This window comes from Amycolatopsis sp. NBC_01307, from assembly GCF_035975215.1.
GTDB lineage: Bacteria > Actinomycetota > Actinomycetes > Mycobacteriales > Pseudonocardiaceae > Amycolatopsis.
In genome coordinates, this window is record NZ_CP108403.1 from 2,151,293 (window position 1) to 2,173,121 (window position 21,829).

Consider the following 21,829-nt stretch of genomic DNA (forward strand, 5'->3'; position numbering starts at 1 on the left):
CCGTGTTAGAAGTGGAGAATGCTATCCACTTCGATGCGGCTCGCGACCTACGACCGCTACGGACCGCCTGAGGTCCTGTCCGTGACCACGGCGCCGCTGCCCCGGCCGCGTCCCGGCGAGGTCCTGGTCCGGGTGCGCGCGGTGTCGGTCAACGGCGGCGAATCCACCGTGCGCGCGGGGAAACTGCGGCCGTTCACCGGCACGAAGTTCCCGAAGGGCGTCGGGGTCGACCTGGCCGGCGAGGTCGTCGAGCCGGGGACCAGCCGGTTCGCGGCGGGCGACCTGGTCTGGGGCGTGCTGGGCCGGCGGCTGGGATCGGCCGCGGAGTACGTCGCCCTGCCGGCCGACCGGCTGGACCACGTCCCGTCAGGACTTGACGTGGTGCAGGCGGTCGCGCTCGCCGTCGGGACCACGGCGATCACGGCGTTGCGCGACCTGGCCGCCCTCGCGCCCGGCGAGCGGTTGCTCGTCCGCGGCGCGACCGGCGGCGTCGGCTACATCGCCGTCCAGCTCGGCAAAGCGATGGGCGCGCACGTCACCGGCCTGGCGAGCGCGGGCAACCTGGACCTGGCGCGGGAGCTGGGCGCCGACGAAGCGATCGACTACCGCGCGCCCGGAAAGCTGGGCCGCTTCGACGTCGTCCTCGACACGGTCGGCACCGAGCTGCCCGCCTTCCGCCGCTTGCTGACGCCGCGGGGCCGGATGGTCACGATCGCCTTCGAGCCCGGGCGCCCGGTCCGCTCCCTGGGCTACATCGCGGCGAACGCGCTGCGCCGGCGCCGGTGGGTCCGCTTCTTCAGCGGCAACCCGACCACGCCGCTGCTGGCCGAGCTGGGCCGCTGGGTCGAGGCGGGGGCGATCCGCCCGCAGGTCGACCGGGTGTTCCCGCTGGCCGACATCGCCGCCGCCCACGGTGCGCTGGAGCGAGGCGGGGTGCGCGGCAAGATCGTCGTCGACCTGTCCTGAGCTAGGTTGGCTCTGGCCCGCCGAAAGGACAACGATGCCGGCTTTCGAGTTCGATGCCGTGGTGTTCGACGTGCTCGGCACGCTCGTCGACGAACCCGCCGGGATCCGCGCCGGCATCCGCGAGTCCGGGCCCGCCCTCGCGGATCCGGTGGTCGACGACCTCGTGCGGCGCTGGCAGGACCACATCGAGGCCGAGCAGCGGCGCATCGCCGACGGCGAGCGGCCGTACGTCGTCAGCGACGTCCTGGACCGCGAAGCCGCCCAGGTCGTCGCCGAGGCCGCGGGGATCGCCGACCCGGCCGCACTCGCCTTGTCGGCCCGGCGGCTCCCCGCGTGGCCGGACACCGTCGACGGTCTCGCGCGGCTCGCCGGCCGGTTCCCGCTGATCGGGCTGTCGAACGCCAGTCGCACGGCGCTGCTGGGGCTCAACGCCCACGCGGGTTTGCGGTGGCACCAGGCGCTTTCCGCCGAGGACGCGCGGGCCTGCAAGCCGGACCCGGCGGTGTACCGGCTGGCGGTCGAGGTGTCCGGCAGTCCGCCGGAGCGGCTGCTGATGGTGGCGGCGCACGCGTGGGATCTGCGTGGGGCGCAGCAGGCCGGCCTGCGGACCGCGTACGTCGCCCGGCCCGTCGGCGACCCGCCGGCGTCCTCGGACCGGTTCGACCTCCACGCCGAGGGACTCGCGGACCTCGCCGGCCAGCTGGGCTGCTAAACCAGCGGGTGTCGACATGCCGATCCGGTTAGGGTGGGCCGATGAGTTCGGTCAGGCAGGTACAGATCACCTTCGACTGCGCGGATCCCGAGCGCGTCGCCCGGTTCTGGTGCGAGGTGCTGGGGTACGTCCTCCCGCCGCCGCCGAAGGGGTTCGACACCTGGGACGACTTCGACCGCACCCTGTCGCCCGAGCGTCAGGGCTCGGCGTTCGCGTGCGTCGATCCCACCGGCGAAGGCCCGCGTTTGTTCTTCCAGCGCGTCCCCGAAGGCAAGGCCGTCAAGAACCGGGTGCACCTCGACGTCCGCGTCGGCACCGGGCTCGTGGGGGAGGAGCGGCTCGCCGCCCTCCAGGCCGAGAGTGCGCGGCTGGTCGCGCTCGGCGCGGTCCAGGAGCGGGTGCTGCTGGCCGACGGCTTCAACGAATCGTGCATCACCATGCAGGACGTCGAGGGCAACGAGTTCTGCCTGGACTGAGCGTCAGCGGCCCGCGACCCGCTCGATCACCGTGACGAGGTCGGCGAGGTCGGTGTCGAACTCGGTGTCCCAGTCGACCTGGGGGTCGAGCAGCGGGCCGAGGCGGTGGTGGGCGGGCAGTTCCGCCGGGCCGAGCAACGCGCGGCGTGAGCGCATGTCCCGGTTGCCGTCGGAGAACCGGCCCTGGGTCTCGGAGATGACGAACCCCAGCACGAACGTGGTCAGCAGCCGTTCGAGGCGGGCGACGTGGGCGTCGGGGACGCCCGCGTCCAGCAGCGCCTGGTAGATCCGGTCGACCGCGACGACGGCGTCTTCGGTGACAGACGGCCGCGTGAAGAGCAGGGTCACCACGGCGGGGTGTTCCTTGGCGAGGACACGCACACCGCCCGCGAGCAGGCTGAGCCGCTCGAGCGGCGGCGCGGCCGGGTCGGGCTCCGGGAGCAGGCCGAGCAGCCGGCCGACGATCGCGTCGAGCAGGTCGTCCTTGCCGCGGAAGTAGCCGTAGAGGGCCATCGGCGTCAGCTCGAGCCGCCCGGCGACGGCCCGCATCGACACCGCGCCGAGCCCCTTCTCCCGGGCCAGGGCCATCGCCGCGTCGACGATCTCGTCGCGCCGCTCGGTTTTCATCTTGCGCACCGGGTCAGTCTACGGTGTAGATTGCCGGTCTACACCGTAGACTGGAGGTGGGGGATGCTCGAAGTCACCGATCTGGTGAAGCACTACGGCGCGACCCGTGCGTTGGCCGGGTTCACGCTGCGCGCCGAGCCCGGCGAGGTGGTCGGCCTGGTCGGCCACAACGGCGCCGGCAAGACGACGTTCGCCCGGCTGGTGGCCGGCCTGGCCGCGCCGGACGCCGGTGAGGTGCGGATCGGCGGCCGGGCACCGAAAGCCGCCCGGGCCCTGCTCGGCTTCGCGCCGCAGGAGCCCGCGCTCTACCCCGACGTCACCGTCGCCGAGACGCTCCGGCTCTTCGGCGGGCTGGCCGGGCTGCGCCGCCGCGCGCTGGCCGAGGCCATCGACCGGATCGCCGACGCGTTGCTGCTCACGGCGTTCCTGCACCGGCGGGTCGGCGTGCTGTCGGGTGGTCAGCAAAGGCGGACGCAGGCGGCGACGGCGATGCTGCACCGGCCCCGCCTGCTGCTGCTCGACGAACCCACCGCGGGCGTCGACCCGCAGACCCGGGCCGCCCTGCTCGCCGCCGTCCGCGCCGCGGCCGCGGACGGCGCGGCGGTCGTCTACACCACCCACTACCTGCCCGAGCTCACCGAACTGGGCGCGACCCTCGCGGTCGCCAAGGGCGGCCGGGTGATCGCCCGCGGCACCGCCGCGGACCTGCTCGGCGGCCTGCCCGGCGAGATCCTGCTCAGCACCGACGACGGCGAGATCCGCGTCGCCGCCACCGATCCCGGGGCGGCGCTGGCGGGTGTGCTGGCGACGACGTCCGCGCACGTCCGCGACGTCGAGCTGCGCCGGCCGACCCTCGACGACCTCTACCGGGCGGTGGCGCATGAGTAGGTTTTCGGTGCTGGTGCACCACAACGCGGTGCTGCGGCTGCGCGATCCCGGTCACCTGATCAGTTACGCGGTGATGCCGATGGTGCTGATGCTGGTGTTCAAGCCGCTCTTCGCCGCGTCGATCGCCGACGGCGCCACCCAGGCCGTGCTCGGCCTGCTGGTGATGTTCACCGTCCTCGCACTGTCCATTGTGGGCACCGCGCTGCTGTCGGAACGGACGTGGCAGACGTGGGACCGGCTGCGCGCCACCCCGGCGACGGCGGCGGAACTGCTGGCGGGCAAGGCGGTGCCGGTGTTCACCGTCCTGGTGGTGCAGCAGGCCGTGCTGCTGGTGTTCGGGCACTACGTCGTGGGCATGCCCGCGCCCGCGTCGCCGGTGCTGCTCGGGTTCGCGGTGCTCGTCTGGAGCCTGACGCTGCTGGCCGTCGGCACCGCGGTGGCGACGCTCGTGCGCAGCCACGGCGAGCTGTCGGCGGTCTGCGACGTCGGCTCGCTGGTCGTCTCCTCGCTCGGCGGCGCGTTGATCCCCGCCACGATGCTGCCGGGCTGGGCACACACGATCGCGCCGATCTCGCCCGGCTACTGGGCGATGACGATGCTGCGCGGCGCCGTCGAAGGGCACTCCGGTGACGTCTTCCGCGCGGCCGCGGTCCTCGGCGGGCTGGCCGTCGTCGCCGGCGCCGTTGCCGTGGTGCGGCTGGAGCGCGGCCTGAGCCGGCTGCGGGGGTGACTCAGCCGGCGCGCGGGGCGACGGCCGCCAGCGTCGTGTACGGCAAGGTGAACCGGCCGCCGATCTTGTCGACGGCCGCGCCGACGTCGGCCAGGACGTCGGCCACCTGGTCGGCTGGGAGCCGCGTCAGCACGCCGGTGGTGGGCAGCAGGTCGAGCCATTCGTCGCGTGTGTACGGGTGTTCCCAGTCGAACCGCCACTGTTCCGGTTCGCCGAGGCCCGGTACCTGACGCATGCCGTCGGCGGCCGCGGCGAACATCGTTTGGTAGATGTCCAACGCGGAGCGGTCGTGGCCCGCGACGCTCATGGGGGAGTCGGGGGCGACGCGCTTCAGCGCCGCCGCGTAGACCTCCGCGACGCCGGGCGGCATGTCGTAGACGTGCCCGAAGACGGCCAGCCGGCCGCCCGGCCGCAGCACTTCCACGGCCTTTGCGGCGCCTACGACCGGGTCCACCCAGTGCCACGCCTGGCCCGCGACGACGGCGTCGAACGTCCGGCCGGCGGGGTCCCAGGCCTCGAAGGTCGCGACCTCGACGTCGACGCCGGTCTCGCGGGCGAACCCGGCCATCCGCGTGTCGGGGTCGACGCCGAGCACGCGGCAGCCGGCCGCCAGGAACTGCCGGGCCTCGATGCCGGTTCCGCAGCCGACGTCCAGGACGTCGCGGCCGGGCCCGGCCGCGAGGATCCGCTCGATCAGCGCGGCGGGGTACGGCGGCCGGGCGCGGTCGTAACGTCCGGGATCGACCCCGAACGACTCCGCGATCCGCCGGGCCCGATGGGGCGCGGTTCCGGCAGAATAGGGCTGTTCCGAAGGGGAAGTGGGCATGCGCCCACCATAGTGGGCACTTGCCCACGCGGGCAAGGGAGGACGGCCGGGTGCCGACCGGAGTGCACATCCGCGACGCGCGGCGGCAGCTGTTCGACGCCGCCGAACGCGTCCTGCTCCGGGACGGGCCGAGCGCGCTGACCAGCCGATCGGTCACCACCGAGGCCGACTGCGCGAAGGGCGTACTGCACCGGCACTTCGCCGACTTCGACGAGTTCCTGGCCGAACTCGTCCACGAACGCATCATTCGGGTCGACGACCAGGCCGGGTCGCTGCGCGCCGCGGCCGGCACGGGCACGGTCGCGGGCAACCTCGCCGCGGCGTTGACGGAGCTGCTCGACCCGATCGCGCTGGCCATGGTCAGCCTGGTCTTCTTCCGCGACGAGGTCCGCACCCGCCTGCGCCGCTCCGGCCTGCCCCACGGGGTGCCGGTGCTCGCCGAGGCCCGCGGGATGTTCGCGGCCTACCTCACGGAGGAACGCGCGCTGGGCCGCATCGCCGCGGACGCCGACGTCGACAACGTCGCGCTGTCGCTGATCGGGGCCGGGCACCTGCTGTTCGCCGGCCGCCGCGGCGGGCCGCCGCCGGCCGGGGAGGTCGACCAGCTGGTGGCGACGGTCATCGCGGACGTCATCCAGCGGCGCCTGCTGTAGGCAGCGGGCTCGACATCCGCAGGAACTGCTGCCGCAACGGCCCGGTGACGTACGGCCCGATCGCCCGGATGAACTCCTGCGTGTACGGCTGGGCCAGGTGCTTGTCCAGTTCGGCCTTCGACCGGAACATCTCGTAGATCACGAAGGTGTCCCGGTCGGCGCGATCCTGGTGGACGTGGAACTCGAGCGCGCCCTCCTCCGCCCGCAACGGCTCGACCAGCCCGAGGATCAGCTCCTTGAACCGGTCCGCGCACCCCGGCTTGGCCGTGGCGAAGCCGAGATGGGTGTAGGGCCCGGTCTCATCGGCGTCCGGCTCGGGCAGCACGGTCATCGGCCTTCTCCGTTCACGGGGAACCACTTGCCCAGCCACGAAGTCACCGACGCCGGATCGGTACCGGCGGCGGCGAGGTAGCCGTCGGGCCGGATCACCAGGACGCCGGGCGTCGCCGCCAGTTCCGCCGCGACCCGCGCGTCGCCGCCGACCAAGCCGGGCTGCGTGGCCGCGATCCGGCCGTTGTGGAGGGTGAAGACCTGTTGCCAGGGATGGAGAAGCTCGACGTCCGGTCCGGTCGTGAGCACGGTGAGCTTGGTCAGGTCGAGCAAGTCGTGGAGCCGCCGGACGCCGCCCTCGGCCACGACGTCGACGTCGGGCACCCGGTCGCCGGCCCGCAGCGGCCCCAGCCGGCCGGCCCCGGCGGCGATCGGGCTCTTGCGGTAGCTCGCCGTGGTTTCCCCGAGGATCGCGGTCGCCTTGTCCTGCACGAAATCCCGGCTCAGCGTGATCGGGGCCATCGTCGTGACCATCCGGTGCACCAGGGGATTGGTGGAGTTCCACACCTTCGTCGCCGTCTCGGTCGCGCGGACCAGCTTGGCGATCACCGGGACGCGGTCGGTCTGGTAGGTGTCGAGCAGCGCCGGCGCGGCCAGGCCCCGGTGCACCAGGGCCAGCTTCCACGACAGGTTGATCATGTCCTGGATCCCGGTGTTCATCCCCTGCCCGCCCGCGGGGCTGTGCACGTGCGCGGCGTCGCCGCCGAGGAACACCCGGCCGGCGCGCAACGCGGGCACGTGCCGGCTGTTGATCCGGAAGCGGGAGAGCCAGTTCGGGTCGCGCAGCCGGGCCGGCAGCGGCGCGACGTGGTCCCAGATGTCCTGCAACGCGGGCAGTTCCGGGACGTCGTCGTCGGCGCCGGACCCGGGATCGGTGGCGATGAACCGGAACCGGTGCCCGGCCATCGGGAAGACCGCGACGAAACCGTCCCGGGCGAGGAAGATCGAGAGCTGGTCCTCCGGGACGTCGCCGTCGAGGTACAGGTCGGCCAGCAGGTACCGCTGCGCCATCGCGCGGCCCTTGAACGGCAGGTCGAGGGCGTGCCGGACGGCGCTGTGCGCGCCGTCCGCGCCGTCCGCGCCGATCAGGTACGCGGCGTGCACCGTCTCGTGGCCGCCGTCGCCGTCCTTCAGCACCGCGCGGATGCCGTGGGCGTCGTGCTCGAAGGAGAGCAGCTCGACGCCACGCTCGATCTCCACACCGTGCGCGCGGACCCGCTCGGCCAGCAGCTCTTCGGTCTCGGCCTGGGGGAGCAGCAGGATGTGGTTGTAGCGCCCGGGAATCCGGTCCAGCTCGACGGTCGCCAGCTTCCGGCCGCGCCCGTAGATCGCGGTCCCCGAAGCCCGCTGCCCCCGGCGGAGCATCTCCTCGCCGACGCCGCGGGGCCGCAGCAGTTCGAGGGTCCGGGCCTGGATGGCCAGTGCTTTCGACGTCGTCGACGGCGCGGGCGCCCGGTCGACGATCCGGACGCGCACGCCGAGGCGCGCCAGCTCCATCGCGGCGGTCAGCCCGGTCGGCCCGGCGCCGACGACGAGCACGGGACGTTCCTGGTCCATGTCACCACTGCCTCTCAAGTCACCGAGCGTTGACTTATCGAGGGTAAGCCGGTCCGGGCGAGCAAGTCAACGGTGGGTGACTTATCCTCGTCCCATGGCACCCTCGCGAAGCCGCAACGCCCAGGCCACCCGGGCCGAGATCCTGTCGGCCGCGCGGGAACGGTTCGCGGCGGACGGCTACGAGCGCACGACGCTGCGGACGGTCGCGGCCGATGTCGGCGTCGACCCGGCCATGGTGCTCCGCTACTTCGGCAGCAAGCAGGGCCTGTTCACCGCCGCCGCCGACTTCACGCTCGACCTGCCGGACCTCGCCGGCGTCGCGCCGGCCGACCTGGGCGCCGAGATCCTGCCCCGGTTCCTGGCCGTCTGGGACCACGACAGCACGTTCCTCGCGCTGCTGCGCGCGGCGATGACCAGTCCCGAAGCCGCCGATAAGCTGCGGGAGCTGTTCAGCGCGCAGGTCGCGCCGGCGTTCGCCAAGGCCGCCCCGGACCACGCGGGCGAGCGGGCCGCGCTGCTGGGCTCGTTCCTGCTGGGGATCGCCACCACGCGCTACGTCCTGGAGACACCGGGGACGGCCATGTCACCCGCCCGGCTCACCGCCTGGGCCGCCCCGGTGATCAGCCGGATCCTCACCGGCCCGGCCCCGGACTGACCTGACGAGAGGAACACTTCATGCACGTCAACCGGCTCGATCACTTCGTGCTGACGGTGGCCGACATCGACGCGACGGTGGAGTTCTACGGCGCCCACCTCGGCATGGAGGTCGTCACCTTCGGCGACGGCCGCACTGCGCTCGCGTTCGGCGGCAGCAAGATCAACCTGCACGAGGCGGGCCACGAATTCGAGCCCAAGGCGCTCCGGGCCGTTCCGGGCAGTGCCGACATCTGCCTCATCGTGGACGACCCGGTGGCCGACGTCGTCGCGCAGCTGACCGCCGCCGGGATCGCGATCGAGGAGGGTCCGGTCGAGCGGACCGGCGCGACCGGCCCGATCACCAGCGTGTACCTGCGGGATCCGGACGGGAACCTCGTCGAGCTGAGCAACTACCGCGACTGACGACTCAGGACGCGGCCGGCTGGATCAGCTCGATCAGGTTGCCTTCCGGGTCCTTGACGTAGCCGAACCGGGCACCGGGCCGGACCGCGTCGGCCGGCGGCCACACCGGTTCCGCGCCCGCGCTCGTCAAACCGGCGAACGCGTCGTCGAGGTCGTCGACTTCGAGGGCCCAATGGCCGTAACCCTGGGCGCGCAGGACGTCCATCGGGTCGGTGAACGTCTCCGCACGCGCGGAGCCCGCGCGCGCGATCAGCTCGATCCGGACGCCGCCCGGGGTCTGCAGGACGGCCGTGCGGACACCGGCTTCGGGTACCTCGAACTCCTCGACGACCTCGGTGAAGCCCAGTGCGCCGGCGTACCAGCGCCGCTGCGCGTCGAGGTCGGCGACGGAGACGCTGACGTGGTGGAAGCGGATGGTCATGGCGACTCCCGGAATTCGAGGCTTTCCAGCCAATGTAGGCAGTGCCCACAATGTTGTCAACGACAACATTGTGGGCGTTGACTACACTCCCGGCATGGCCGACACCGCGCCGCCGTACCACCACGGCAACCTGCGTTCCGAGCTGCTGGACCTGGCCGAACGCACCCTCGAGGAGGCCGGCGTGGCCGGGTTGTCGCTGCGCGGCCTCGCGCGCGAGCTCGGCGTCAGCCACAGTGCGCCGCGGCAGCACTTCGCCGACAAGAAGGCCCTGCTGGACGCGCTCGTGCTGCGGGGCCTGGAACGCCTCGGCACCGAGCTGGACGATGGGCTCGGCCGGGCGAGCGGCGGCTTCGAACAGCGCCTGACCACGTTCGCGCGGGTCTACGTCGGGTTCGCCACCCGGTGCCCGGCCCTGCTCGCGCTCGTGTTCGCGCACAAGGACGATCCGGCGCGTCCGGAGCTGCAGGCGGCCAACGACCGGACCTTCGCGGCACCCGTCGCCCTCATCGACGGCGCGCGGGACCGCGGCGAGATCGTCGGCGACGACCCCGACCGGGTCGCCATGGCCGTGCTCGCCACGCTGCAGGGGCTCGCGTCGATCATCACCGGCGGCATGATCGCGGACCGGTCGCCGGACGCCGTCGTGACCGGGACCGTGCACAGCCTCGTGCGGGGGCTGTCGCCGCGGCGGTGAACTGGTGCATCGGTCATCGCGGGGGCAGGGCCTCAAGCCACCGGCCGGCTTCGCGACGACGCGGTTCAACGGCCTGCACGCCTACTTCTTCGTCGCCCCCGACGGCACGCGGCGGGCGTTCCGCTACTCGTGGAGCCTGGTCTTCACGCTGGGCGCGCCCGAGGATCCGACCGACGACGTGAGCGCGCGCCGGCCGGCCGGCCGCGAGACGGTGACCGCCGGGACCCTGCGCCTGCTCGCCCCGCACGAGGACCAGGACGAGGTGGAGCGGACGGTGTTCGACCCCACGGGTGTCGTTCCCGGGATCGAGCTGACCGACGATCGCGGCCCGCGGTCCGGCCGGAGTGACGGTCAGCCGGCGGCCGCGCGGCCGCCGTCGATGGTGACGATGGTGCCGCTGATGTAGCCGGCGCGGTCGGACGCCAGGAACGTCACCAGGTCCGCGACCTCCCGCGGTTCGGCGACCCGGCCCGAGGGGAGTGCCGCGAAGCTGGCGTCGACGTCCGCGTTGGCCGCGCGCATCGCGGTGATCCGCTCGGTGGCGACCGGGCCCGGGTTCACGCCGACCACGCGGACGCCGTCGCGCGGGCCGACGCCGCCCAGGGCTCGCGTGAAGGCCATCAACGCGGCGTTGCCCGCGCCGCCCGCGATGTAGCCGGCCGTCGGACGCTCCCCGCCGGTGCCGATCACGTTGACGATCACGCCGTGACCGGCCTCGCGCAGCCGCGCGTAGACGAGCCGGGTGAGGTCGACGTAGCCGAAGACCTTGAGGTCCCAGGCGTGCCGCCACTGCTCGGGGCCGACCTGGTCGAGCGAGCCGGCGGGGATGTCGCCCGCGTTGTTCACCAGGATGCCGGCGTCGGTCGTGGCCGCGGCGAGCCGCTCGAGGTCGGCGGTCACGCGCAGGTCCACGACGTGCACCGTGACCTCGACGCCGTACGCCTCGCGCAGGTCGTGCGCGCGGGCCTCCAGCGCGTCCGCGCTCCGGGCCGCCAGGTGCAGGTGGCAGCCCTCGCCGGCCAGCGCCTCGGCGATCGCCGCCCCGATGCCCTTCGACGCGCCGGTCACCAGCGCGCGCCTGCCGCGAAGATCCAGGTCCATGTGCCGTCCTCAGTCGTGGGGAACCACCGGTGCCGAACGTACGGGAAGCGCCGCGGAGTCTCCCGGTTCCGCCGCCGCGGCGAAGGCGCGCGTGAGAGGCTGACCTCGGCCGTAGCCGCCGCAGCGAGGTGGCGCACCGTTGGGGGGCGGTCAGCCGAGACCGAGGACGCCATGACCTACCCGCAGCACCCCGGCCCGCCGCAGGGGCCCTACCCCGGACAGCAGCCGTACCCGGGACAGCCGCCGTACCCCGGACAGCAGCCCTACCCCGCCCAGCAGTACCCCGGTCAGCCGGGCTACCCGCCGCCGTACCCGCAGTCGCCCTACGGGATGCCGCCCCCGAAGCCGAACGGCGCCACGGCGATCATCGCGGGCGTGCTCGCGGTGCTCGGCGGCCTGCAGAACCTCGTCGGCCTGATCGTCGGCGTGGTCCAGCTGACGGGCGCGGTGTCCGTGCACTGGACGTACTACCTCTACCTGGTCCAGGAGCTGCTGCTCGTGGGGACGCTGCTGCCCGGCGGCATCCTCCTGTTCGCGCGCAAGCCGATCGGCCGGCTGCTCACGATCATCGGCAGCGGGCTCGCCGTCCTGGTGACGCTGGTGTCGGTAGTGCTGGACGTGGTCGGTCTGTGGCAATTCAGCGCCGGTATCGGCGGCGCGTACCTCGGCGGCGCGATCGTCGGGCTGCCACTGGTCCTGATCCCGGCGGCCGCGACGCTGACCCTCGCGATCGTCAAGCCGACGGCGGTCTGGTGCGGCCGCCCCACGCCGGGCGCCGCGGGGTACCCGCCGCGCTGATCCGGCCGGCCGCGGGTGATCGGTGCGGGAGGGGCCGGGCAGCGCGTCCCCACGCCGGTCCGGCATTGTTGCGCCCGGGAGTGCACGCCGCCGATCGGGGAGCCCTAGCTTGAGCACCGCACCAGAGTTCGTGGTCCCGGCCGTCGTCGAAAGCCCCGTGACGGCGAAACCGCCGTCCGGGCGGACCGTGCGGTGGCTCCTGGAGCACCGGGTCGCGCCGGCGGGCCCGGAGGCGGCCGAGGACCACGCGACGCCGCAGGCGTGGTGGAAGGTCATGTGCCTCACCGGCGTCGACTACTTCTCCACCCTGTCCTACCTGCCGGGCATCGCCGCGCTCGCCGCCGGCGCGCTGTCGCCGCTCGCGACGTTGCTCATCGTCGCGCTGACGCTGCTGGGGATGCTGCCGATGTACCGGCGCGTCGCCCGCGAAAGCCCGCGCGGGCAGGGTTCGGTGGCGATGCTGGAGGACCTGCTGCCGTTCTGGCGCGGCAAGGTCTTCGTGCTGGTGCTGCTGGGGTTCGTGGCGACGTCGTGGATCATCACGATCACCCTGTCCTCGGCGGACGCGTCGGTCCACCTGCTCGAAAACCCGTACCTGCCCGGGTTCCTGCACGGCCACGCCGTGCTGATCACGGTCGTCCTGCTGCTCATCCTCGGCGGCGTCTTCCTCCTGGGCTTCAGCGAGGCGGTCGGCGTGGCCATTCCGCTCGTGGCCGTCTTCCTGCTGCTCAACGCCGTCGTCGTGGTCGTGGCCGGCGTCGACCTGTTCTCGGACGCGGCCGCGTTGTCGCGGTGGTCGGACGCGCTCACCTCGGGCGGCGGCGGGTTCGGCGGCATCGTGGGGCCGGCCGTCGTCGCGTTCCCGCTGCTCGTGCTCGGGATGTCCGGCTTCGAGACCGGGGTCAGCATGATGCCGCTGGTCGCGGCCGAGGGGAAGACCGACGAGCAGCGGCTCGAGTCGCGCATCCGCAACACCCGCAAGCTGCTCACGGTCGCGGCGCTGATCATGTCGGTCTACCTGATCGCCACGAGCTTCATCACCACCGTCCTGATCCCGGCGGACAAGTTCAAGGAAGGCGGGGAAGCCAACGGCCGCGCCATGGCCTACCTCGCGCACCAGGAGCTCGGTGAGGCGTTCGGCACCGTCTACGACGTCAGCAGCGTGCTGATCCTGTGGTTCGCCGGGGCGTCGGCGATGGCCGGCCTGATCAACATCGTGCCGCGGTACCTGCCCTCCTACGGCATGGCGCCGGAGTGGGGTCGCGCGGTCCGGCCCGTCGTGCTCGTCTACACCGTGATCAGCGTCCTGATCACCGTCGCGTTCGGCGCCGACGTCAACGCCCAGGCCGGCGCCTACGCCACCGGGATCCTCGCCATGATGGTGTCCGGCGCGGTCGCGGTGACTATCTCCTCGATCCGCCGCAAGCAGCACGCCGGCACCGTCGGTTTCGCGGTGCTGACGCTCGTATTGCTCTACGCGCTGGTCGAGAACGTCATCGAGAAGCCGGACGGCCTGGCCATCTCGGCGTTGTTCATCCTCGGCATCATCGTGGTGTCCCTGATTTCGCGGGTGTCGCGCACGACCGAGCTGCGGGCCGAGCGCATCGAGTTCGACGAGCCGGCCCGCCGGTTCGTCACCGAGTCGCTGGCCGACGACGGCGCGCTGCACATCATCGCCAACCACCGCCAGGGCGGTGATCTCGCCGAGTACTCCGCGAAGGAAGCCGAGCAGCGCAGCATGAACCCGTTGCCCGGCACGGCGGCCGCGCTCTTCCTCGAGATCGACGTCGTCGACCCGTCGGAGTTCAGCAACGTGCTGCAGGTGCGGGGCGTGGAGGTCGACGGCTACCGGGTCCTGCGCGCGGACAGCCCGGCGGCGCCCAACGCGATCGCCGCGGTGCTGCTGGCGCTGCAGGACGCGACGGGCGTGCGGCCGCAGTGCCACTTCGAGTGGTCGGAGGGCAACCCGCTCGGGCACCTGTTCCGCTACCTGATCCTCGGCCGCGGCGACACCGCCCCGGTCGTCCGGGAGATCCTGCGGACCAGCGAGGCCGATCCCGCCCGCCGGCCCGGCATCCACGTCGGCGGCTGAAGCCGCCACCGTCCACTTGCGACGGACCGGTCACTCGTCGTCGGCGGACGCCTCCGGCGGCCGGGTGCCGAGGAGCTGGTGGGCCCGCAGCGCCATCTGCAGCTCCAGCCGGTGCAGCGGGTCCGCGAGCCGGTCGCCGAACAGGCCCGTCAGCTGGCCGACGCGGTAGCGCACGGTCTGCGGGTGGATGCCGAGCGCCTGGGCGATGTCCGGGGTGTTCCCGTTGTGCTCCAGCCAGCTCAGCAACGTCTCGGCCAGCCGGAGCTGCTGCTTGACCGTGAGGCCCGCGAACGGGGCGAGCACCTTGTCCGACAGCCGGTCGAGCAGGAAGCGGTCCAGCAGCAGCCAAAGCGTCGAGAGGTGGTCCCCGCAGTGGGTCACGGCCCGGTCTTCGACGAGCCCCTCCCGGACGAGTTCGAGGGTCCTGCGGGCCCAGTGCCGCGACGTCGCTGCATCGGGCGGCCGGACGCGGGGGCCGACCGCGGCCCGCCAGCCGGGCAGCCGGGCTTCGAGGGCGCGCAGGTCGCGGTCCGGGTTCGGGGTCAGCAGGCAGGGTTCGCTGCCTTCGAGGTCGAGCAGCACGTCGTCCGGCACCTGGGGGGTCGGTGGCAGCTGGTGCTCGTCCCGCGGTTCGAGCGCGATGACGGTGATCCACTCCGGGATCTCCCACTTCGCGGCCTTGGCCATCGTCGCCACCGTGGCCGATGCCGAGGCCGGGCTGGCCAGGAGCAGGTCCAGCAACCGTCTCCGGCGGCGCTCCAGCGTCCCGGTCGCCCGCGCCTGGGCCAGGGTGTACCCCTCGACCGAGTAGGACGAAATCTCGTCCACGTAAGCGAAGATGGCCTCCGCGCCGACGCAGAGGATCGACGCGGGGAGGCGGTGGACCTGGCCGAACTGCGAGATGTAGCGCCAGGCGGCCCGGCCGCCCGCGCGGTAGGCGGCCTGCAGCGAGTTCAGGCTGCCGCCGTCGTGGTGGACGCGCTTGCCGACCTCGGTGAACAGCTTCGCCCAGTCGTCCTGGGCGGCGCCCTGGTCCTCGATGCTGTCGATGCAGCTGACGACGGCCTGCTCGATCGCCTGGACGATCACCTTGCCGAACTCGCCTTCGAGCGGTTTCGCGTACTCGGGCACGGCCCGCTGGATCTCTTCGAGGATCCGCCGCGCGACGGGATCGGCATGCGGCCGGAACCGCCGCGCGATCTCGGTCGGCAGCGAGCACCAGAGCCGGCGGGCCTGGCCCGCGCTCCGAGGTGACGGGACCAGGTGTGTCACGTCGTTCGAGACCACCCGGTCTCCGGTCGTCCGCGTCACTGCCACCCCTTGCCGCACGACGGCTGCGACTTCCCCGGTGAAGTCCGCGATCTGCCGCGTGCACTCACGTCGCGGCTGACGCTCCGACATCAACCGCGCACGCCATGTACTCATACGGGGTCCGATTTGGCAACCGTTGATCTTGCGTGCGGGTGACGTTCTGTCGCATCGCGAACAACCGGCACGGAGAACTTGTCAACGTCCGACAACGCCGCGGGGCGGCGAACACTCACGCCCGGACGGGGTTTCCCGAGCCGATTTGTGAAGCCGGACCGTATCTTCGCCCGCGCCGCGGTTGTTAACGTGATCAGCTGTTTCCGCTGCTCACGACCGGGGAGGACAGGATGACGGCGCTCGTGGCGTGGTGCTTCCGGCGGGCGCCGTGGGTGCTCGCCTGCTGGCTGCTCGCCCTCGGCGGGCTGCTGTTCGCCGCGCAGCACACCGGCGTCGCCTACCGCGACACCGTCGCCCTGCCCGCGGCGGACAGCTCCGTGGCGGCGGACCTCCTGCGCGGCGCGGGCGGCGACCGGGAACGCGTGGTGATGCAAACGGCCGACAGCGCCCGGGTCGACGCGCTCGCGGGCCGGCTGCGGAGCCTGCCGCACGTCGTCTCGGTCGATCCCGGCCCGGTGTCGGCCGATCACCGCGTCGCCGTGCTGGACGTCCGGTTCGACGCCGACGCCGAGACGCTGGGGCAGGCGGTGGCCGACGACTTCGCCGACGTCGTGCGCGGCGCGGGTGTGACCGCCGGGGCGTCCGGTCAACTGGCCTCGATGACCGCCGCCGCGCCCGACCTCGGCAACGCCGGGATCGGGCTGGTCGCGGCCGCACTGGTGCTGCTGCTGGCTTTCGGCTCGCTGACGTGCGTGCTGCTCCCGGTCCTGACGGCGTCGGCGTCGGTCGGCTGCGCGCTCGCGGTCGTCGCGCTGCTGTCGCACGTCATGACCGTGCCGAAGATCAGCACCGAGATCGCCGCGCTGCTCGGGCTCGGCGTCGGCGTGGACTACGCGCTGTTCGTGCTCACCCGTTACCGGCAAGGGATCCAGGACGGCCTGGCCGCCGAACAAGCCCTCGCGGCCGCCGCGGCGACGTCGTGCCGGAGCGTGGTCTTCGCCGGGGTGACCGTGTGCGTGTCCCTGTCCGGCATGTTCACCGTCGGGCTGGCGTTCCTCGACGGGATCGCTGTCGCCGCAACGGTTTCCGTGCTCCTGACGATGGCCGCCGCGGTGACGTTGTTCCCCGCGTTGCTGCGTCTGCTCGGCCGCCGGATGCGCGTCCGCCCGGCCGGCGCGGGCGGGCTGTGGCCGCGGGCGGCGCGCTCGGTGACGTCGCGTCCGGCGCCGTACGCGGTGGCGGCGGTGCTGGTCATCGCCGTGCTCTCGCTCCCGATGACGGGCCTGCGGCTGGGCGTCCCGGGCGCCGGGCTGGACCCGCCAGGCAGCGTCACGAAGGTCGCCGCGGAACTCCTGGAGGACGGCTTCGGGCCCGGCGCCAACGGACCCGTGCTGGTCGTCCGCCACGTCACCACGGACACCGATCGAGCGGCCGTCACGACCTTGCGCGACACCCTGCTGACCCGCGCCGACGTCGGCCCGCCCGACTACCTGCCCGGACCGGTCGCGGTGTTGACGGTGGTGCCGCGGACCGCGCCCGACGACCCGGCCACCACCGACCTGCTCGCGTGGATCCGCACGGCCGGCGGCCCGGACGTCCACCTCGGCGGCGTCGTGGCCACCCAGGCCGACTTCTCCGCCGCGATCACCGGGCGGCTGCCGCTGTTCCTGCTCAGCGTCGTGGGCATCTCGGTGCTGGTGCTCGCCTGGGTGTTCCGCAGCGTGCTCATCCCGCTGACCGCCGCGGTGATGAACCTGCTCACCGCCGCGGCGACGACCGGCGTGGTGGTCTGGGTGTTCGGCGCGCCCATCGAGCCGTACCTGCCGGTGTTCCTCTTCGCGGGCCTGTTCGGGCTGTCGATGGACTACGAGGTCTTCCTCATCGCGCGGATCCAGGAGGAGTGGCGCCGCGGTGCGGACACGCGGACCGCGATCGTCGAGGGGCTCGTCTCGACCGGGCGGACCATCACCGCGGCCGCACTGATCATGGCGCTGGTGTTCGTCTCGTTCGCCTTCGTGGACGCGCGGGTGGTGCGCGAAGCGGGTGTCGGGCTGACGGCCGCCGTGCTGCTGGACGCCGTGCTGATCCGCTGCCTGCTGGTCCCCGCGGTGATGGTCCGGCTCGGGGCCGCGAACTGGTGGTTCCCGCGCCGGTTGCGTCCGCGTGAGCACCGTTCCGCTGCAATTCCGGTGCCGGATGACAACCGCGAAGTCTTGACACCCACCGACCGTTGATTCCATTCCGGCGCGTTGTTAGTTTCCGGAAACAACCCGGTGAAAGGAGACCGCCGAAATGATTCGCGCCGGTGCGGCCGCCATGGTCATCGCCGTGACCGCCGCCGTTTTTCCGGGCGTCGCGACGACCGAGGGATTCGCCACCAGTTTCGCCGACGTGCCCGCGGCCGGGGGCATCACCCTCGGCGCCATGGTGATGCAGCCGTCGTCGCCCGGGCCGCACCCGCTCGCCGTGCTCATCGGCGCCTGGGGCGGCGGCCGCACGCAGAACGTCATCCCCGCGCGTGACCTGGCCAACCGCGGTTACGTGGTGATCTCCTACGGCGCCCGCGGGTTCGGCGAATCCGGGGGCGCGGTCGAGGTCGCCGGGCCCGACGACATCACCGACGTCTCCACGGTCATCGACTGGACGCTGGCCCACACGGCCGCCGACCCGGCCCGGATCGGCGTCGGCGGGGTGTCCTACGGAGCCGGGATCGGCCTGATCGCCGCCGGGTTCGACGCGCGGATCAAGGCCGTCGCCTCGCTGAGCGGCTGGGCCGACCTGGTCGCGTCGCTGACCCAGAACGACACCCGCCACGGCCTCGCCGGGCTCGTGCTCTACCTGTCGGGCAAGGCCAACGGCACACTCAGCCCCGAGACCGACACCATGCTGACGAAGTTCCTGGAGCCGGCGATCTCCGACGCCGACTCCCAGGCCGTGATCGACTGGTCCCGGCCGCGCTCGCCGTCGTCCTACGTGGACCGGATCAACGCGAACCACCCGGCCGTGCTGGCCATCCAGACCTGGAGCGAGACGGTCTTCCAGCCCGGCCAGATGGCCGACTTCTACCAGCGGCTCACCGGGCCGAAGCGGGCCGAGTTCGTCCCGGGCGACCACGCCGCCTCCGAGTCCGGCGGCCTGCTCGGCCTGCCCAGCGACACGTGGACGTCGGTCTACCGCTGGTTCGACGCGTACGTCGCCGGCACCGACACGTCGATCGAGACCGAGCCGCCGGTCGTCACCCGGGCTCGCCCCGGGACGCAGCGCCCGGAGTACCACGCGGACTGGCCGAGCGTCCTCGCCCCGCCGACGCGGTCCTACCTCGGCCGCGACACGCTGCAGGCCACGCCCGCCGCCTGGACCGGCAGCATCGCCGCGAACCGCGACACCGTCGCCAACGGCGGCATCCCGCTGGCCACCTACAGCCTCGAAGCGCTGAGCGGGAACCCGCCGACGGCGTTCCTCTGGCAGGTCGACCGGGGCAGCGGCGCGGTCTGGAGCCAGCCGCCGGTCAAGGCCGTCACCCAACTGCGTGGATCGTTGCGCGCGCACCTCACGGTCGTGCCGCCGGCCACCGTCGGGACCGTCGTCGCCTACGTCTACGACGTCGACCCGCTCGGCACCGGTAGCCTCGTCAACTACCTGCCCTACAGCTGGAAACACGCGACGTCAGGGCGGCCACAGCCCGTCGACCTGGCCTTCTCGCCGACGGCCTACACCCTCGCCGCCGGCCACCACCTCGCCCTGGTCGTCGACTCGAAGGACCCGCTGTTCCTCGACTGGAACACCGGCGACGGCCGGCTGGGCTTCGTCTCGACGACGGCCGACCCGTCGTGGCTGGACGTACCCGTGCGGAAGACTGGAGTGACGCCGTGACCGGAACCGTGCCCGGCACCCGCGAGGAGTTCACGGCCCTGCGCGCGGGCGGGCTCAACTGGGACGTCCTGCCGTTGCGGCTGTTCGCCAAGGGCAACGCGAAGTTCTGGAACCCCGCCGACCTGGACTTCACCCAGGACGCCGTCGACTGGGCGGCGCTGTCGGACGAGCAGCGCTTCGCCGCGACCATGCTGTGCGCGCAGTTCGCCGGCGGCGAGGAGGCCGTCACCCACGACATCCAGCCGTTCCTCGCCGCGATGGGTGCCGAGGGCCGCTTCGCCGACGAGATGTACCTGACGCAGTTCTGCTTCGAGGAAGCCAAGCACACGCAGGTGTTCCGGCTCTGGCTGGACGCCGTGGGTGTGACCGGCAACCTGCACGAGCACGTCGAGGACAACCCGGGCTACCGCGCGATCTTCTACGACGCGCTGCCCACCGCGCTCGGCCGGCTGCGCGAGGATCCCAGTCCCGCCAACCAGATCCGCGCGTCGGTGGTCTACAACCACGTCGTCGAAGGCGTGCTCGCGCTGACCGGGTACTTCGTCTGGAACCGGGCCTGCCGCACGCACGGGATCCTGCCCGGCATGCAGGAGCTGATCCGTCGCATCGGCGACGACGAACGCCGGCACATGGCGTGGGGCACGTTCACCTGCCGCCGCCACGTCGCGGCCGACGACCGCAACTGGCAGATCGCGCAGGACGAGATGCAGGCCCTGCTGCCGCACGCCATCGCGCAGATCGAGTGGACCACCGCCCGGCTCGACGGCGACCCGTTCGACCTGCGCATGGACGGCGTCATGGAGTACGCCGCCGACCACGCGATGCGCCGCCTGCGCGCGATCGAAGCCGCGCGCGGGACGCCGGTCGCGTCCATCGACCTCGACTACAGCCCGGAACAGCTCGAGGAGGACTTCCTCGACGAGGACACGGCAAGCGAATCCGCCTAGCACGGCGCCCGGCAACCTCGCCGGGTTCCAGCGGGTGCCCTGCCGCAGCTGGTCGTGAGTGGTAATGAGGGTTAGAACCCGCATTACCACTCACGACCAGCCGCGGCAGCCCCGTCGACGTTCCCCGACAGATCTGGAGGTGGTCGTCGTGGGCGGCCGGAAGGCGCCGACGCTGGTCGTGGTGGCGCTCGGCGCGTTCGTCACCACCCTGGACAACAACATCGTCGCGGCCGGGGTGCCGTCCATCGCGCGCGACCTGGCGCTGGACCTTTCGGCCCTGCAGTGGGTCAGCATCGGTTACATGCTCCCGTTCGCGAGCCTGCTGCTGGTCGCGGGCACGCTTGTCGACCGCTGGGGCCAGCGGCTGACGCTGTCCGCCGGGCTGCTCGCGTTCGGGCTCGGCGCGGCGATCGGCGGCCTGGCCGGGTCCGCGTGGGTGCTCGTCGGCGCGCGGGTGCTGCAGGGCCTGGCGGCCGCGTTCCTGGTGCCCGGCCTGCTGAGCCTGCTCCGGACCAACCTGGACGCGCGCGGGCGGGCCGTCGGCGCCACGATCTGGACGGCCAGCCTGGCGATCGCGCTGGCGCTCGGCCCGACGCTGGGCGGCCTGCTCAGCGAATACCTCGGCTGGGGCTGGATCTTCTTCGTCAACCTGCCGTTCGTCGCGGTGATGCTGGCCCTGCTGCCGGTGACGGCCGGCCCCCGCCGCGGCCCGGGCGGCGGCCGTCCGGCGATCGGATCGATGACGCTGGTGACGGCCGGGCTCGTGCTGCTGACCGTGGCCCTGGTCGAGTTCGGTGACGACACGCGCACCGGCGACGTGCTCCCGTCGGTGCTCGCCGCGGGCGGGCTCGGGTTCCTCGGCTGGTTCGCCGTCCGCGAGCGGCGCGCCCGCGAACGCCTGGTCTCGCCGGACCTGACCGGGCAGCGCGTGTTCGTCGGCGCGCTCGCCGTGCAGCTGCTGTGGGGCCTGGGCGTCTCGGGCGTCTTCTTCTTCACCCCGTTGCTGCACCAGGAGTCCCTCGGGCTGAGCCCGGTCCAGGCCGGGCTCCCGCTGATCCTGGTGGCGGTCGCGATCATGGCCGCCACACCGGCTGTGCCGTGGGCCGTGACGCGGTTCGGGCCGCACCGGACGGTCGCTGCCGGGCTCGTCGTCGTCGCCCTCGGGCTGCTCGCCGTCGCGCTGGTCAACCACATCCCCGAAGTGCTGCCCCGCGCGCCCGGGTTGCTGCTGATCGGCGCCGGCTCGGCCCTGACCACGCCGTTGACCTCGCACGCGCTGGAAGTCGTGGCCGAACGGCACGCCGGGACCGCGTCCGGCCTGCTCACGGCGTCCCGGGAGCTGTCCAGCGCCCTCGGGGTCGCGCTCGTCGGCGCGGTGCTGACGGCCGTGCGCGCGGCCCGGCTCGACACGGGCGTCGCGGCCGGCCCGGCGCTGGCCGGCGGCTACACGGCCGGGCTGCTGGTCGCGGCCGGTCTCGAACTCGCCGGGGCGGTCGTGGCCCTGACGGTATTCCGGGCGCGGAAAATCCTTCCCGCGGTGACAACCGCGCCCGTGGGTTCTCCGCTTCCCGATGAGTACGGCGTTTCCCGTGATTGACACTTGCAGTTCGACCGAAATACAGTTTCTTCGAAGGTGAGGATCGGCGCCTTTTCG

Annotated in this window: 23 protein-coding genes; 16 read left to right on the forward strand and 7 right to left on the reverse strand. The window is 72.7% G+C overall.

Annotated features, from left to right (window positions below):
• The first annotated feature begins 18 nt into the window (after window positions 1-18).
• Genes OG439_RS09310 through OG439_RS09320 form a run of 3 tightly spaced genes read left to right on the forward strand, consistent with a single transcriptional unit; the run spans window position 19 to window position 2,154 of the window.
• Complete coding sequence (locus OG439_RS09310) at window positions 19-966, forward strand: NAD(P)-dependent alcohol dehydrogenase (RefSeq protein WP_326948968.1); 948 nt, start codon at window positions 19-21, stop codon at window positions 964-966.
• Between the two features lie 34 nt (window positions 967-1,000).
• The gene (locus tag OG439_RS09315) at window positions 1,001-1,678 is read left to right on the forward strand and encodes a haloacid dehalogenase type II (protein ID WP_326948969.1); all 678 of its coding nucleotides are present in this window, start codon (window positions 1,001-1,003) and stop codon (window positions 1,676-1,678) included.
• A gap of 41 nt (window positions 1,679-1,719) precedes the next feature.
• Window positions 1,720-2,154, forward strand: coding sequence for a VOC family protein (locus OG439_RS09320; RefSeq protein WP_326948970.1), 435 nt, complete (start codon window positions 1,720-1,722; stop codon window positions 2,152-2,154).
• A 3-nt stretch (window positions 2,155-2,157) separates the two neighbouring features.
• On the opposite strand, the gene OG439_RS09325 is transcribed toward OG439_RS09320, so the two are convergent.
• Window positions 2,158-2,781 carry a TetR/AcrR family transcriptional regulator gene (locus tag OG439_RS09325; RefSeq protein ID WP_326951512.1) on the reverse strand — a complete coding sequence of 208 codons (624 nt, stop codon included), beginning with the start codon at window positions 2,779-2,781 and terminating at the stop codon, window positions 2,158-2,160.
• A gap of 63 nt (window positions 2,782-2,844) precedes the next feature.
• On the opposite strand from OG439_RS09325, the gene OG439_RS09330 reads away from it, so the two are divergent.
• Window positions 2,845-3,669, forward strand: coding sequence for an ABC transporter ATP-binding protein (locus tag OG439_RS09330; RefSeq protein ID WP_326948971.1), 825 nt, complete (start codon window positions 2,845-2,847; stop codon window positions 3,667-3,669).
• Window positions 3,662-4,399 (forward strand): ABC transporter permease, encoded by a 738-nt coding sequence (locus tag OG439_RS09335; protein ID WP_326948972.1) that lies wholly within the window; start codon window positions 3,662-3,664, stop codon window positions 4,397-4,399. Before OG439_RS09330 ends, OG439_RS09335 begins: the two co-directional genes overlap by 8 nt.
• Window position 4,400: 1 nt before the next feature.
• Here OG439_RS09335 and OG439_RS09340 read toward each other — a convergent pair whose 3' ends face one another.
• Window positions 4,401-5,162, reverse strand: a complete 762-nt coding sequence (locus OG439_RS09340) for a class I SAM-dependent methyltransferase (protein ID WP_326951513.1) — start codon at window positions 5,160-5,162, stop codon at window positions 4,401-4,403.
• Between the two features lie 113 nt (window positions 5,163-5,275).
• On the opposite strand from OG439_RS09340, the gene OG439_RS09345 reads away from it, so the two are divergent.
• The gene (locus tag OG439_RS09345; RefSeq protein ID WP_326948973.1) at window positions 5,276-5,878 is read left to right on the forward strand and encodes a TetR/AcrR family transcriptional regulator; all 603 of its coding nucleotides are present in this window, start codon (window positions 5,276-5,278) and stop codon (window positions 5,876-5,878) included.
• Here the strand turns inward: OG439_RS09345 and OG439_RS09350 are convergent.
• Both OG439_RS09350 and OG439_RS09355 read right to left on the reverse strand, forming a co-directional pair.
• Complete coding sequence (locus OG439_RS09350) at window positions 5,856-6,209, reverse strand: putative quinol monooxygenase (RefSeq protein WP_326948974.1); 354 nt, start codon at window positions 6,207-6,209, stop codon at window positions 5,856-5,858. The two genes, OG439_RS09345 and OG439_RS09350, sit on opposite strands and share 23 nt — an antisense overlap.
• Window positions 6,206-7,765, reverse strand: a complete 1,560-nt coding sequence (locus tag OG439_RS09355; RefSeq protein ID WP_326948975.1) for an FAD-dependent oxidoreductase — start codon at window positions 7,763-7,765, stop codon at window positions 6,206-6,208. Before OG439_RS09355 ends, OG439_RS09350 begins: the two co-directional genes overlap by 4 nt.
• 94 nt (window positions 7,766-7,859) lie before the next feature.
• Here OG439_RS09355 and OG439_RS09360 point away from each other — a divergent pair, with 94 nt between their 5' ends.
• On the forward strand, window positions 7,860-8,420 hold the full coding sequence (locus tag OG439_RS09360) for a TetR/AcrR family transcriptional regulator (RefSeq protein WP_326948976.1): 561 nt from the start codon (window positions 7,860-7,862) through the stop codon (window positions 8,418-8,420).
• Between the two features lie 20 nt (window positions 8,421-8,440).
• Entirely contained in the window at window positions 8,441-8,824 is a 384-nt protein-coding gene (locus OG439_RS09365; protein WP_326948977.1) for a VOC family protein, read from the forward strand.
• A gap of 4 nt (window positions 8,825-8,828) precedes the next feature.
• Here the strand turns inward: OG439_RS09365 and OG439_RS09370 are convergent, their stop codons facing one another.
• The gene (locus OG439_RS09370; RefSeq protein WP_326948978.1) at window positions 8,829-9,245 is read right to left on the reverse strand and encodes a VOC family protein; all 417 of its coding nucleotides are present in this window, start codon (window positions 9,243-9,245) and stop codon (window positions 8,829-8,831) included.
• A 94-nt stretch (window positions 9,246-9,339) separates the two neighbouring features.
• Here OG439_RS09370 and OG439_RS09375 point away from each other — a divergent pair, with 94 nt between their 5' ends.
• Together OG439_RS09375 and OG439_RS09380 are read left to right on the forward strand one after the other, a co-directional pair.
• Window positions 9,340-9,939, forward strand: coding sequence for a TetR/AcrR family transcriptional regulator (locus OG439_RS09375; RefSeq protein ID WP_326948979.1), 600 nt, complete (start codon window positions 9,340-9,342; stop codon window positions 9,937-9,939).
• Between the two features lie 4 nt (window positions 9,940-9,943).
• Window positions 9,944-10,345, forward strand: a complete 402-nt coding sequence (locus OG439_RS09380) for a hypothetical protein (RefSeq protein WP_326948980.1) — start codon at window positions 9,944-9,946, stop codon at window positions 10,343-10,345.
• Here OG439_RS09380 and OG439_RS09385 read toward each other — a convergent pair.
• Window positions 10,291-11,040, reverse strand: a complete 750-nt coding sequence (locus OG439_RS09385; protein WP_326948981.1) for a short-chain dehydrogenase/reductase — start codon at window positions 11,038-11,040, stop codon at window positions 10,291-10,293. The genes OG439_RS09380 and OG439_RS09385 overlap by 55 nt on opposite strands.
• 171 nt (window positions 11,041-11,211) lie before the next feature.
• Here OG439_RS09385 and OG439_RS09390 point away from each other — a divergent pair, with 171 nt between their 5' ends.
• Both OG439_RS09390 and OG439_RS09395 read left to right on the forward strand, forming a co-directional pair.
• The gene (locus OG439_RS09390) at window positions 11,212-11,838 is read left to right on the forward strand and encodes a hypothetical protein (RefSeq protein WP_326948982.1); all 627 of its coding nucleotides are present in this window, start codon (window positions 11,212-11,214) and stop codon (window positions 11,836-11,838) included.
• Between the two features lie 109 nt (window positions 11,839-11,947).
• A complete protein-coding gene (locus OG439_RS09395; RefSeq protein ID WP_326948983.1) occupies window positions 11,948-13,930 on the forward strand; it encodes an amino acid transporter in 1,983 nt (660 codons plus the stop codon).
• A 30-nt stretch (window positions 13,931-13,960) separates the two neighbouring features.
• On the opposite strand, the gene OG439_RS09400 is transcribed toward OG439_RS09395, so the two are convergent.
• Complete coding sequence (locus OG439_RS09400) at window positions 13,961-15,217, reverse strand: helix-turn-helix domain-containing protein (protein ID WP_326951514.1); 1,257 nt, start codon at window positions 15,215-15,217, stop codon at window positions 13,961-13,963.
• A gap of 368 nt (window positions 15,218-15,585) precedes the next feature.
• Here OG439_RS09400 and OG439_RS09405 point away from each other — a divergent pair, with 368 nt between their 5' ends.
• The 4 genes from OG439_RS09405 (at window position 15,586) to OG439_RS09420 (ending at window position 21,772) form a co-directional block, all read left to right on the forward strand.
• The gene (locus OG439_RS09405) at window positions 15,586-17,589 is read left to right on the forward strand and encodes an MMPL family transporter (RefSeq protein ID WP_326948984.1); all 2,004 of its coding nucleotides are present in this window, start codon (window positions 15,586-15,588) and stop codon (window positions 17,587-17,589) included.
• A 58-nt stretch (window positions 17,590-17,647) separates the two neighbouring features.
• A complete protein-coding gene (locus tag OG439_RS09410) occupies window positions 17,648-19,228 on the forward strand; it encodes a CocE/NonD family hydrolase (RefSeq protein WP_326948985.1) in 1,581 nt (526 codons plus the stop codon).
• On the forward strand, window positions 19,225-20,175 hold the full coding sequence (locus OG439_RS09415) for a R2-like ligand-binding oxidase (protein WP_326948986.1): 951 nt from the start codon (window positions 19,225-19,227) through the stop codon (window positions 20,173-20,175). Before OG439_RS09410 ends, OG439_RS09415 begins: the two co-directional genes overlap by 4 nt.
• Before the next feature lie 148 nt (window positions 20,176-20,323).
• Entirely contained in the window at window positions 20,324-21,772 is a 1,449-nt protein-coding gene (locus OG439_RS09420) for an MFS transporter (RefSeq protein WP_326948987.1), read from the forward strand.
• Window positions 21,773-21,829: the final 57 nt, after the last annotated feature.

Bases quoted from the DNA above. Each gene is read 5' to 3' on its own strand.
- OG439_RS09310 (WP_326948968.1), top strand. From the start codon at position 19: ATGCTATCCACTTCGATGCGGCTCGCGACCTACGACCGCTACGGACCG.
- OG439_RS09315 (WP_326948969.1), top strand. From the start codon at position 1,001: ATGCCGGCTTTCGAGTTCGATGCCGTGGTGTTCGACGTGCTCGGCACG.
- OG439_RS09320 (WP_326948970.1), top strand. From the start codon at position 1,720: ATGAGTTCGGTCAGGCAGGTACAGATCACCTTCGACTGCGCGGATCCC.
- OG439_RS09325 (WP_326951512.1), bottom strand. From the start codon at position 2,781: ATGAAAACCGAGCGGCGCGACGAGATCGTCGACGCGGCGATGGCCCTG.
- OG439_RS09330 (WP_326948971.1), top strand. From the start codon at position 2,845: ATGCTCGAAGTCACCGATCTGGTGAAGCACTACGGCGCGACCCGTGCG.
- OG439_RS09335 (WP_326948972.1), top strand. From the start codon at position 3,662: ATGAGTAGGTTTTCGGTGCTGGTGCACCACAACGCGGTGCTGCGGCTG.
- OG439_RS09350 (WP_326948974.1), bottom strand. From the start codon at position 6,209: ATGACCGTGCTGCCCGAGCCGGACGCCGATGAGACCGGGCCCTACACC.
- OG439_RS09355 (WP_326948975.1), bottom strand. From the start codon at position 7,765: ATGGACCAGGAACGTCCCGTGCTCGTCGTCGGCGCCGGGCCGACCGGG.
- OG439_RS09360 (WP_326948976.1), top strand. From the start codon at position 7,860: ATGGCACCCTCGCGAAGCCGCAACGCCCAGGCCACCCGGGCCGAGATC.
- OG439_RS09365 (WP_326948977.1), top strand. From the start codon at position 8,441: ATGCACGTCAACCGGCTCGATCACTTCGTGCTGACGGTGGCCGACATC.
- OG439_RS09370 (WP_326948978.1), bottom strand. From the start codon at position 9,245: ATGACCATCCGCTTCCACCACGTCAGCGTCTCCGTCGCCGACCTCGAC.
- OG439_RS09375 (WP_326948979.1), top strand. From the start codon at position 9,340: ATGGCCGACACCGCGCCGCCGTACCACCACGGCAACCTGCGTTCCGAG.
- OG439_RS09385 (WP_326948981.1), bottom strand. From the start codon at position 11,040: ATGGACCTGGATCTTCGCGGCAGGCGCGCGCTGGTGACCGGCGCGTCG.
- OG439_RS09390 (WP_326948982.1), top strand. From the start codon at position 11,212: ATGACCTACCCGCAGCACCCCGGCCCGCCGCAGGGGCCCTACCCCGGA.
- OG439_RS09405 (WP_326948984.1), top strand. From the start codon at position 15,586: ATGACGGCGCTCGTGGCGTGGTGCTTCCGGCGGGCGCCGTGGGTGCTC.
- OG439_RS09410 (WP_326948985.1), top strand. From the start codon at position 17,648: ATGATTCGCGCCGGTGCGGCCGCCATGGTCATCGCCGTGACCGCCGCC.